Annotated in this window: 11 protein-coding genes, 1 pseudogene and 1 other annotated feature; of the genes and pseudogenes, 11 read left to right on the top strand and 1 reads right to left on the bottom strand. The window is 41.8% G+C overall.

The genetic code is table 11. The features are described from left to right. Positions 1 to 117 precede the first annotated feature (117 nt). The 11 genes and pseudogenes from Q7674_RS12100 (at position 118) to Q7674_RS12050 (ending at position 11,077) form a co-directional block, all read left to right on the top strand. The gene (locus tag Q7674_RS12100) at positions 118 to 1,344 is read left to right on the top strand and encodes an EAL and HDOD domain-containing protein (RefSeq protein WP_305423855.1); all 1,227 of its coding nucleotides are present in this window, start codon (positions 118 to 120) and stop codon (positions 1,342 to 1,344) included. 2 nt (positions 1,345 to 1,346) lie between these two features. Then, the gene (locus Q7674_RS12095; protein WP_045063974.1) at positions 1,347 to 1,871 is read left to right on the top strand and encodes a YchJ family metal-binding protein; all 525 of its coding nucleotides are present in this window, start codon (positions 1,347 to 1,349) and stop codon (positions 1,869 to 1,871) included. Between the two features lie 366 nt (positions 1,872 to 2,237). After that, positions 2,238 to 2,373: a sequence feature (His leader region), on the top strand. A 41-nt stretch (positions 2,374 to 2,414) separates the two neighbouring features. Beyond that, entirely contained in the window at positions 2,415 to 3,311 is an 897-nt protein-coding gene (hisG, locus tag Q7674_RS12090; RefSeq protein WP_023932947.1) for an ATP phosphoribosyltransferase, read from the top strand. Positions 3,312 to 3,314: 3 nt separating this feature from the next. Next, positions 3,315 to 4,616, top strand: a complete 1,302-nt coding sequence (hisD, locus tag Q7674_RS12085) for a histidinol dehydrogenase (protein WP_045063976.1) — start codon at positions 3,315 to 3,317, stop codon at positions 4,614 to 4,616. Positions 4,617 to 4,625: 9 nt separating this feature from the next. Continuing rightward, positions 4,626 to 5,672: a histidinol-phosphate transaminase gene (gene hisC / locus Q7674_RS12080; RefSeq protein WP_045063987.1), complete on the top strand. Its 1,047-nt coding sequence runs from the start codon at positions 4,626 to 4,628 to the stop codon at positions 5,670 to 5,672. 11 nt (positions 5,673 to 5,683) lie between these two features. After that, entirely contained in the window at positions 5,684 to 6,754 is a 1,071-nt protein-coding gene (gene hisB, locus Q7674_RS12075; protein WP_080892210.1) for a bifunctional histidinol-phosphatase/imidazoleglycerol-phosphate dehydratase HisB, read from the top strand. Then, positions 6,754 to 7,401: an imidazole glycerol phosphate synthase subunit HisH gene (gene hisH, locus Q7674_RS12070; RefSeq protein WP_045063978.1), complete on the top strand. Its 648-nt coding sequence runs from the start codon at positions 6,754 to 6,756 to the stop codon at positions 7,399 to 7,401. The genes hisB and hisH overlap by 1 nt, the downstream gene beginning before the upstream one ends. A 20-nt stretch (positions 7,402 to 7,421) precedes the next feature. Further along, complete coding sequence (hisA, locus tag Q7674_RS12065; protein WP_045063979.1) at positions 7,422 to 8,156, top strand: 1-(5-phosphoribosyl)-5-[(5-phosphoribosylamino)methylideneamino]imidazole-4-carboxamide isomerase; 735 nt, start codon at positions 7,422 to 7,424, stop codon at positions 8,154 to 8,156. Between the two features lie 10 nt (positions 8,157 to 8,166). Beyond that, the gene (hisF, locus tag Q7674_RS12060) at positions 8,167 to 8,940 is read left to right on the top strand and encodes an imidazole glycerol phosphate synthase subunit HisF (protein WP_045063981.1); all 774 of its coding nucleotides are present in this window, start codon (positions 8,167 to 8,169) and stop codon (positions 8,938 to 8,940) included. Continuing rightward, on the top strand, positions 8,937 to 9,560 hold the full coding sequence (hisIE, locus tag Q7674_RS12055; protein WP_045063983.1) for a bifunctional phosphoribosyl-AMP cyclohydrolase/phosphoribosyl-ATP diphosphatase HisIE: 624 nt from the start codon (positions 8,937 to 8,939) through the stop codon (positions 9,558 to 9,560). Before hisF ends, hisIE begins: the two co-directional genes overlap by 4 nt. Before the next feature lie 143 nt (positions 9,561 to 9,703). After that, positions 9,704 to 11,077 (top strand): annotated as a pseudogene (locus Q7674_RS12050) (IS4 family transposase). A gap of 96 nt (positions 11,078 to 11,173) precedes the next feature. Here the strand turns inward: Q7674_RS12050 and Q7674_RS12045 are convergent. After that, positions 11,174 to 11,752, bottom strand: coding sequence for a thymidine kinase (locus Q7674_RS12045; protein ID WP_023932960.1), 579 nt, complete (start codon positions 11,750 to 11,752; stop codon positions 11,174 to 11,176). Positions 11,753 to 11,861: the final 109 nt, after the last annotated feature.

The following is an 11,861-nucleotide window of genomic DNA, read 5'->3' as shown; positions in this document are numbered from 1 at the left end:
CATTTTATTTAAATATTGTTAAAACCATCACTTTGCTAATTAACAATTTTTGATATGATTTTCTCGATAATAACAATATTAAAAATAAATAATTTTTAACTTTTTCTGTAGAATTACATGTTTTCATATATTGCTCGACAACCTATTTTAAATCGTAATAAGCATACTATCGGTTATGAGCTATTGTTCAGAGATGGTCCGGATAACTGCTTTCCTAATATTGGTGATGAGCAAGCGACCAACCGTCTTCTTAACGATAACTTTTTCAGTACGGCTGGTGAGGTACAATTAACATCAGGTAAACGTGCCTTTGTAAATTTCCCATACAATTCACTTGTATCAGGAACACCATTTCTTTTCCCAAAACAAAGCTTTATCATCGAAATTCTGGAAAGTTGCTCTCCTACAGATGAACTATTTGAAGCGATAAAACAACTGCATCAAAAAGGTTATACCTTAGCATTAGATGACTTTATTCCAAGTGAGGCTTGGAATCGGTTTATGCCTTACATTCATATCATCAAATTTGATATCCGCATTATTTCTATAGAGAAAGCCGCTCGCTTTATTAAGTTCTATAAAGAAAAAACCAAACTTCGATTCTTAGCTGAAAAAGTCGAAACTCAGGAAGAGTATCAACAAGCTTATGATGCAGGTTTTGATCTATTCCAAGGCTTCTTTTTTAGCAAACCTGAATTAATTCAACGTAAATCTTTAAAACCTTCTTCTATTACCACCTTACGTTTATTTAAAGAGATTTGCGTGGCAGAGGTCGATTACGACAAAGTGGAAGAAATCATCGCAACAGATGTCACCTTATCTTATAAGTTGTTGCGTCACGTTAATGCCATGACATCAACGCGATCAAAGCCCGTTACTTCATTTAAACAGGCGCTGATCTTCTTGGGTGAAGAAAAGCTAAGACGCTTTATTACCTTTGTTGCAACCTCTCATGCGGTAGAGAATAAGCCACCATCACTGTATAACTTATCGTTACAACGGGCACACTTTTGTGAACAACTTTATCGCACCCGAGTCCCTAAAGATAACGGCAATCAGGCATTTTTAACTGGCCTATTCTCTTTATTAGATTCATTGTTAGACCAGCCATTAGATGAATTATTGAAACATCTTCCGTTAAGCGAGCAAGTAAAACTCGCCTTAACTAAACGCGTAGGACCGCTTGGCGCAATTTTAAATCTTACTGATGCTTACGATCAGGCTAACTGGCCTTTAGTGAAGAAATACAGTGACGCATTAAAGATCAATGAATCTAGCATTGCAGATTACTATTTAGAGTCAGTAAAATGGTCGGCTGAATATGAGCAAACGCTAGCAAATTAAACATGTCTAAACATACGTCACAGTGTCCTTGTGGTAGTAACAAACCGCTGATTGAGTGCTGTAAACCAATTCACCTTGATCATGCTAAAGCATTACATCCAGAACAATTAATGCGTGCACGTTATAGTGCCCATGTACTGGGATTAGTTGATTTCGTTGTTCAAACTTACCATCCTAGCTGTGAAGCAGAACAACACCGTGATGCAATTGCAGAATCAGTGAATTTAAAATGGTTAGGGCTAGATGTTCTTAACAGTGACATTGCTGAAAGTGGCGAAGGTTTTGTTGAATTTAAAGCCATGTACAAAGAAGCAGGCAGTGAATATATTCTTCAAGAGCGCTCTCGCTTTTTAAAAGAAGAAATCAATGGGCAATCATGTTGGTTTTACATTGATGGTGAATACCCAGAGCCGCCACCAGTAGAGCAAGCAGCCCCACCTTCTCCTGTTAAAAGTGAGAAAACCGTCGGTCGTAATGATCCTTGCCCATGTGGTAGCGGTAAAAAATTTAAAAAGTGTTGTGGCTAATTAGCACTTACGCCAAAATCACCATTAACAGCTAACTAACAAAAAACCGATCTTTAGATCGGTTTTTTATTGCCTATTGTTTCGAAAAATGTCTATTTTTCTAAAAAACATAGTGAAAAGACATACCTTACACCTCGACAACATCTTCAATACAAATCTATTTAAATATTTAAAACTCAACATCTTATAAAATAAAACCTGACAATTGTGACGTCACCGTAAGCTTTTTTGGAAAGAAAAATAAATCCACTAAAACGTTAAAAATAGTGTTGCAATATCTAACACACTTAGTTAGTGTGGATAACAAGAAAATAACACTATCAAGCGTTAGAGAGATTTAATTATGCGTATCCAAATGGCTAACAATCATATCCATCACCATCCTGACTAGTCTTTCGGGAGGATACGCCTCACCCTGGAAGACAACATATTCTTCCAGTGGTCACAAGGAATAATCAAATTCAGACCCTCGGAAGAAATAGACTTCCGAGGGTTTTTTAATACCAGATTTTGAATTAAGTGAATTAGGACAGGGAAATGACTATGCAAACACAACGACTACGCATTGCGATTCAGAAAAAAGGCCGTCTAAGCAAAGAATGTCAAACACTGCTTAAACGCTGTGGTGTGAAATTCAATATGGTTGGTGAGCGTCTAGTTGTCCACGCTGAAAATATGCCTATCGATTTACTACTCGTTCGTGATGATGACATTCCAGGTCTGATCATGGATGGTGTGGTTGATTTAGGTGTGATTGGCGAAAACGAATTAGAAGAAGTTAGCCTTGAGCGTCAGGCGCGTGGTGAACCATCAGATTATAAGAAACTACGTCGCCTTGATTTCGGTGGTTGCCGCCTTTCTATTGCCATTGATAAAGATGCCGAATACAACGGTCCCCAAGATCTTAACGGCAAACGCATTGCAACGACTTACCCTCAGCTAGTTAAACGCTACATGGATGATCTTGGCGTGAAATTCAGCACATGTATGCTAAACGGTTCAGTGGAAGTTGCTCCTCGTGCAGGGCTTGCTGATGCAATCTGTGATTTGGTTTCAACAGGCGCAACACTTGAAGCGAATGGCCTTAAGGAAGCGGAAGTTATCCTGCGTTCAAAAGCCGTTCTGATCCAATCAACAGAAACCTTAGATGATGAAAAACAAGCACTTATCGAACGTCTATTAACTCGTATGCAAGGTGTGATTCAAGCAAAAGAATCAAAATACATCATGCTACATGCACCAACGGATCGCCTTGAGCAAATCAAATTACTACTACCGGGCGCTGAAGATCCAACGGTACTTCCTCTTGCTGAAGACAAATCTCGTGTTGCTATCCATTTAGTGAGTTCTGAAAATCTATTTTGGGAAACAATGGAACAGCTAAAAGAATTAGGCGCAAGCTCTATTCTAGTATTGCCAATCGAGAAGATGATGGAGTAATCGATGAAAACAGTTGTATGGCAATCTCTAAGTGAGAGTCAGCGAGAAAAGCTACTTGCTCGACCAGCCGTTAATAATGGCGCCAATATCAGTGCGATTGTAACTGGTGTTATTGATGATGTTCGTCGTCGTGGTGATGAAGCGTTACTAGAGCTTACAGAAAAGTTTGATGGTATTCGTCCTGCGTCTTTAAAAGTGAGTAATGATGAGATAGACGCAGCATGCTCACGAATCAGCGACCAAATGAAAGTGGCACTGCAGCAGGCATTCGACAATATCAGTACGTTTCATAAAGCACAGAAACAACAAACACTGCGGGTTGAAACCCAACCGGGGATTATTTGTGAGCAAATGACCCGTCCGGTTAACTCTGTCGGCTTATACATTCCCGGCGGTAGTGCTCCCCTTCCATCAACCGTATTGATGTTAGGTGTGCCAGCTAAAATTGCAGGCTGTCAAAAAGTCGTGTTGTGCTCTCCACCACCGATCGCAGATGAAATCTTATACGTAGCCAAATTATGTGGCATTGATGAAGTGTACAACGTCGGTGGCTCGCAAGCTGTTGCAGCGATGGCCTACGGCAGCGAAACCGTTGCCAAAGTGGATAAGATCTTTGGCCCTGGCAATGCCTTTGTCACCGAAGCTAAACGCCAAGTGAGTAATGATTTTCGCGGTGCTGCGATTGATATGCCAGCAGGCCCATCAGAAGTCTTAGTTATTGCAGATAGCAATGCTGATCCTGATTTCATTGCCGCAGATCTTCTGAGTCAGGCTGAGCATGGCCCTGATTCTCAAGTTATTTTGGTTACACCAGATCCAGTCATTGCCGATAAAACAGCAGATGCAATTCAACGTCAACTCGCTGAATTATCACGAGCTGATATTGCAAAAGAAGCATTAGGTTCAAGCCTGTTAATTGTGGCAGAAACATTACCGCAGTGTATTGCGATTTCAAATAACTATGGGCCTGAGCACTTAATTGTTCAAACCCGTACGCCACGTGATTTAGTGCCATTACTGGACAATGCAGGCTCTATTTTCTTAGGTAACTGGTCACCAGAATCTGTTGGTGATTATGCCTCTGGTACTAACCACGTATTACCGACTTATGGCTATACACGCACCTATTCAAGCTTAGGCTTAGCAGATTTCTCTAAACGCATGACAGTACAAGAGCTGTCTGCAGATGGTCTGCTAGGTTTAGCGAACACCGTAACAACGATTGCCGATGCCGAAGGTCTTGATGCCCACAAACGTGCCGTAACAATCCGCGTTGAAAAATTAATGGCAAATCGTGAGGGATAAATCATGACGATGGCAAGACTCGCACGTAAAACAGTACGTGAATTAACCCCTTACCAATCAGCCCGTCGATTAGGCGGTAACGGTGATATTTGGTTAAACGCCAACGAATCACCGTTTGATAACGAATACAACATTAGCCTTGCACGATTAAATCGCTATAGCGAATGTCAGCCACCTGAGCTTATCAATGCTTACGCTGACTATGCCAATGTAAAGCCCGAGCAAGTATTAACCTCACGGGGTGCCGACGAAGGTATTGAGCTTTTGATCCGCGCTTTTTGTGAGCCAAACCAAGACAGTATTTTATATTGTCCACCGACGTATGGCATGTATGCCATCAGTTCTGAAACTTACGATGTGAATGCGAAAGTTGTTCCGCTTACAAGCAAGTGGCAATTAGATTTAGAGGCCATTTCACAAAACCTTGATGGTGTGAAAATTGTTTTCGTCTGTAGCCCGAATAACCCAACAGGTAACTTATTAGCACGTAAAGACATTGAAGCCCTGTTAGATATGACAGCAAACTCAGCCCTAGTCGTGGTTGATGAAGCCTATATCGATTTCTGCCTAGAAGAAAGTGCCAGCGATTTACTGTCGAGCTACCCGAATTTAGTCATTCTTCGTACGCTATCAAAAGCATTTGCCTTAGCGGGTTTGCGCTGTGGCTTTACCATTGCTAATAGCGACATCATTGATGTATTGCTTAAAGTGATTGCACCCTACCCAGTGCCTGTACCTGTGACTGAAATTGCAGTACAAGCCCTATCAGAAGCAGGTCGAGCACGAACAAAATTCCAAGTGCTTGATATCAGCGCTAACCGCGCTTACTTACAAGCGGGTTTAAGCATGTTAGATGGCGTAACCGTATTTGATGGCTACGGTAATTACCTACTGGTTAAATTCCCTAATGCGGATCAACTATTTAAAGCATTATGGGATAACGGCATTATTTTACGCCGCTCTCCAATTGAAAACTGTATACGAATCAGTGTAGGTAATCGTGATGAGTGTGAAAAAACGCTCGCCTTTATTCGTAGCCAATTAGAACAACAATAAGGACGTTGATTGTGAGCAAGGAAAAGATTTTATTTATTGACCGTGACGGCACCTTAATTGTTGAGCCGCCAGTAGACTTTCAAGTAGACCGTTTAGATAAACTTAAATTTGAACCGAATGTGATCCCTGCACTGCTGGCTTTGCAAAGCGCAGGCTACAAACTAGTGATGGTGACAAACCAAGATGGTTTAGGTACAGATAGCTACCCACAAGCGGATTTCGACGCACCACATAACATGATGATGGAAATCTTCGAATCACAAGGTGTGGTATTTAGCGATGTACTGATCTGTCCTCACTTTGATAACGAAGGTTGTAGTTGTCGTAAGCCTAAGCTTGGACTTGTCAAAGAGTACCTTCAGCAAGGTCGTGTGGATTTCGAAACTTCTGCGGTCATTGGCGATCGTATTACCGATCTACAGCTTGCTGAAAACATGGCAATTCGTGGTATTCAGTACAATCCTGAAACCATGAATTGGATGCAGATTTTAACTGATTTAACCACCCAACCTCGCATTGCTGAAGTAATACGAACCACCAAAGAGACTGACATTCGCGTTAAAGTGAATTTAGATCAAACTGGCGGCAATACCATTTCAACAGGTCTTGGCTTTTTTGATCACATGCTAGATCAAATCGCCACGCACGGTGGTTTCCAAATGACCTTAACTGTTGATGGTGATTTACACATCGATGATCACCACAGTGTTGAAGATGCCGCACTTGCGTTAGGTGAAGCATTGAAAAAAGCCTTAGGTGATAAACGTGGCATTGGTCGCTTTGGCTTTAGCCTACCGATGGATGAATGCTTAGCCCAATGTGCGTTAGATTTATCTGGTCGTCCGTATTTGAAATTTGATGCGCAATTTAGTCGTGATCAAGTAGGTGATTTATCAACGGAAATGGTGCCGCATTTCTTCCGCTCTTTAACTGATACGCTCGCTTGTACTCTGCACTTATCGTCATCAGGTAATAACGATCACCACATCGTTGAAAGCCTATTTAAAGCGTTCGGGCGCACATTACGCCAAGCGATTAAAGTTGAAGGTAACGAGCTACCAAGCAGTAAAGGAGTGTTGTAATGACAGCAACCAATACTCAGCAGCGCGTCGTCATTATTGATACTGGCTGTGCCAATGTCTCTTCTGTTCGCTTTGCTATTGAACGTCTTGGCTATCAGGTGAAAGTCAGCAAAGATCCAGAAGTTGTACTTGCTGCCGATAAGCTCTTTCTTCCGGGTGTAGGTACTGCCAGTGAAGCAATGCAGAACCTACAACAGCGTGATTTAGTTAGCTTAGTAAAACAAGTGACTAAACCGCTGTTGGGGATTTGTTTAGGTATGCAATTACTTGGTAAAGAATCACAAGAGCACGGTCAAAATGGCAGTGAAATTATTCCCTGCCTAGATTTGTGTGATGCTTCTGTAGAGAAAATCCAAGCAGAGGGTTTACCGCTGCCACATATGGGTTGGAACACCATTACACCGGAAGATAATCACCCACTATTTAAAGGTATTCCTGCGGGAAGCTATTTTTATTTCGTTCATAGTTACGCCATGCCTGTATTTGATCATACCGCGCAGCAAGGTGGCAAAACCATCGCCAGCGCGCAATATGGTCAAAGCTTTACGGCTGCAGTACAAAGCGGCAATTACTACGGGGTGCAATTTCACCCAGAGCGTTCAAGTAAAGCTGGCGCGAAACTCATTCAAAACTTCCTCGAACTATAACGATAACAAAAGGACTTGTTATGATTATTCCTGCATTAGATCTGATTGAAGGCCAAGTGGTACGCCTATTCCAAGGCGACTATGGACAAGTAACAGAATACAAAGTCGATCCCGCAGAGCAATTTAATCTTTACCACCAAGCTGGCGCTAACTGGCTCCACTTGGTTGATTTAACGGGCGCAAAAGATACACAAGCCCGTCAGTTATTTTTAATTGAAAAACTACTCAAAAGCACACCAGCCAATGTACAAATTGGTGGTGGCGTACGCACAGAACAAGACGTCGCAGATCTGTTAAGCGCTGGCGCTAAACGCGTAGTGATAGGTTCAACCGCAGTTAAACAGCCAGAAATGGTAAAAGGTTGGATGGAAAAATACGGTGCTGAGCACATTGTATTGGCACTGGATATCAATATTGATGACGACGGTAACCGCATTGTTGCTGTCTCTGGTTGGCAAGAAGATTCAGGCGTCACTATTGAAGCCCTACTCGACGATTTTCTAAAAGTGGGTTTAAAACACGTGCTGTGTACTGACATTTCTCGCGATGGCACATTAGCTGGCTCGAATGTCGAGCTGTATGTCGATCTTTGTCGTCAATATCCACAAGTACAATTTCAATCATCTGGCGGCATTGGCTCGCTGGATGATATTTCGGCATTAAAAGGCTCAGGCGTAGCTGGTGTGATTGTCGGTCGTGCCCTACTTGACGGCAAATTTACTGCCAAGCAAGCCTTTACATGCTGGAACAATTAAGGAGACCACAATGTTAGCTAAACGTATTATTCCTTGTTTAGACGTACGTGATGGTCAGGTTGTAAAAGGCGTCCAATTTCGTAACCACGAAATCATTGGCGACATTGTACCGCTAGCCAAACGTTACGCTGAAGAAGGCGCAGATGAACTGGTTTTCTACGATATTACCGCATCAAGTGACGGTCGTGTTGTTGATAAAAGCTGGGTTTCTCGCGTTGCAGAAGTGATTGATATTCCATTCTGTGTGGCAGGTGGTATTAAATCAGCCGACGATGCGAGCCGTATTCTTCAATTTGGTGCAGATAAAGTTTCTATCAATTCACCAGCTCTGGCAGATCCAACATTAATCACTACACTGGCGGATAAGTTCGGTGTGCAATGTATTGTGGTCGGTATTGATTCCTATTTTGACGCTGAAACAGGTCAATATCAGGTATATCAATTTACAGGAGATGAAAGCCGCACCAAAGCAACCCAATGGCAAACACGTGATTGGGTTGAAGAAGTTCAACGTCGTGGCGCTGGTGAAATCGTACTGAACATGATGAATCAAGATGGCGTCCGTAATGGTTACGACTTAGAACAACTCAACATGGTACGCAGTATATGTAATGTACCTTTGATTGCTTCTGGTGGTGCAGGCGAAATGCAACACTTTAGCGATGCCTTTAAGCTTGCGAATGTTGATGGTGCTTTAGCGGCCTCTGTTTTCCATAAACAAATCATCAATATTGGTGAGTTAAAGCAATTTCTGAAAACGCAAAATGTGGAGATCCGACTATGAGTTTATTAACCAACATCAATTGGGAAAAAGTAGCCGGACTGATCCCTGCTATTGTTCAAGATAATGCCAGTGGTCAAGTGCTAATGCTTGGCTACATGAACGAAGATGCTCTTCAAAAGACACTTGATACCAAGCAAGTAACCTTCTGGTCTCGCACCAAAGAGCGCCTGTGGACCAAAGGTGAAACATCAGGCAACGTGCTGCAACTTAAAAGTATTCAGCTGGATTGTGACCAAGACACCTTATTAGTACAAGTCGATCCGATTGGTCCAACTTGCCACTTAAACACAACCACCTGTTTTGATTCTGATGAAAGCGGTGCCCAACCACCATCACTGGTCTTCCTTCATCAACTTGAGCAGCTCTTGGCGAGTCGTAAAGGTGCAGATCCTGAGTCTTCCTACACAGCGAGCCTCTACGCCCGTGGCACCAAGCGTATTTCGCAAAAAGTGGGCGAAGAAGGCGTTGAAGTCGCGCTTGCGGCAACGTCGGGTGACAAGGCGGAATTAGTATGTGAATCAGCGGATTTGATCTATCACCTACTTGTACTGCTTCAAGATCAAGGTTTATCGTTGTTAGATGTGACCAATAAACTGCAAGAACGTCACAATAAGCAATAATTCAAGAGTCAGTTACTATGAAAAAGCCAGCTAAATAAGCCTGTCTCTTATACACAAATCCCTAAGCCAATGCTTGGGGATTTTTTTGAACTAATTTTATGTTTCATGATCTGATCATCTAAGCAATGATAAGGATGATTATGATGACCTATATAGAACCAACGCTTTGGGCTCAAAAACAATTCGGTCAAGCCGATCTTAATGACCTAAGACGCACTCAAAGACTCGTTGCTCTAGCTACCTCTCTCTGGTATCCCTATCTCAAAACTCATCATCTCCCCAGCCGATATGGAAGGGGCTTATCGCTTTATTCGTAATGACCAAATCAAAGCAGAAGATATTGCAGAAGCTGGATTCTATGTCACAGCACAAGAAGCTTTAGAGCAACAAACACTGCTTGCATTGGAAGATACCACTTCTCTAAGTTACTCACATCACAGCATACAAGATACACTCGGGCATTCCAATCAAGGTAATCGACACCGAGCAATGTTCGTTCATTCAACATTGCTTTTTGCTCCCGAAACTCACACTGTAGTTGGTTTAATCGAACAACAACGCTGGACCCGAGATATTGAAAAACGTGGTCAAAGACACCAGCAACTCGACCATACAAAGAAAAAGAAAGTTATAAATGGGAACAAGCATCTCGCCATGTTGCAGAGCGACTAGGCGAGAAAATGTCAGAGGTTATTTCTGTATGTGATAGAGAAGCCGATTTATTCGAGTACCTCACTTACAAGCACGAGCAACAACAACGATTTATCGTTCGCTCAATGCAAAGTCGCTGTATCGAGGAGCATGATAATCGTCTTTATGACTACGCTTCCAAGTTGTTATCAGCATGAAGCAAAGAGCTAAAAATACCGCAAAAAGGCGGTCGTAAGTCTCGCACGGCTCATCTAGACATCAAATATGCTCCCGTGACACTTAAGTCTCCCGCTAATAAAAAAGAGTTCGATAATATCTCTCTCTACTATGTTGGATGTATAGAGCAAGGTGAGAGTGACGACAAGCTCGCATGGCATTTACTGACATCAGAGCCTGTAACGAACAAAGAGGAAGCACTTAACATCGTCAGTTATTATGAGCGTCGTTGGCTGATAGAAGATTTTCACAAGGTTTGGAAAAGTGAAGGCACGCAAGTTGAACAACTGAGAATGCAAAGTAAAGATAACTTAGAAAGGCTCAGTGTTATTTTGGCATTTATTGCTACTCGTTTACTCCAGTTAAGATTTATGAACGAATCTAAAGAGTTATCTAGTAGCTGTTGTGAACGGGTGTTAAAAGGTAAAGCGTGGAAGCTTATGTGGTTAAAATTGGAGAAGAAAAAGCTGCCCAAAGAAGCACCAAATATATCGTGGGCTTACAAAAGTATTGCACGGTTAGGTGGTTGGAAAGATACCAAGCGGACGGGTCGCGCTTCTGTAAAGACATTATGGCAAGGATGGTTTAGGTTACAAACCATCCTTGAAGGATATGAACTAGCTAAGTCTCTTGAACACAATGACTTGTGATCAAGAGACAGGCTAAATAAGCTGGCTTTTTGTTTCGCAATAATTACGTATTACTGGATTAAATAAAGAAGACTATCCCTATTCATCATTAAATAATTAACGACCTAATGCTTCTTTATAATGTAATCGGCATACAGATACATAACGATCGTTACCACCAATTTCAACTTGATCACCATCAGCAATAGCACGACCGGTTTCATCTTGACGGATCACCATGTTTGCCTTGCGACCACAGTGACAAATTGTTTTTAGTTCAACTAACTTATCAGCCCACGATAATAAGTAACGACTACCTTCAAAAAGCTCCCCTAAGAAGTCTGTACGTAAGCCGTAACATAAAACTGGAATATCGAGTTTATCGACCACTTCCGTTAATTGATAAACCTGCGCTTTAGATAAGAACTGGCACTCATCAATTAATACACAGTCAATTTTACCTTTATTCGATAATGCTTTTACTCGCTCGAATAAATCATCTTCTAAATTAAATAGCTCAGCTTCTTCTTCTAAACCAATACGAGAAGTCACTTTACCCACACCATAACGGTTATCGATAGCAGCGGTGAAAATAAGCGGCGTCATGCCTCTTTCACGGTAATTAAACGAAGATTGCAATAATGTGGTCGATTTCCCTGCATTCATTGCAGAGTAATAGAAATACATCTGGGCCATGAGAATTCCCTAGTAATACGATTGCTTTAAAAAAACTGCGCCGATGCTACAGAAATTCACTCATAATGAAAAGTGATAGACTTAACAACTACACATTAGTTACAAAAAA

This window comes from Photobacterium leiognathi, from assembly GCF_030685535.1.
Classification (GTDB): domain Bacteria; phylum Pseudomonadota; class Gammaproteobacteria; order Enterobacterales; family Vibrionaceae; genus Photobacterium; species Photobacterium leiognathi.
This window is presented reverse-complemented; position numbering and strand designations above follow the sequence as displayed.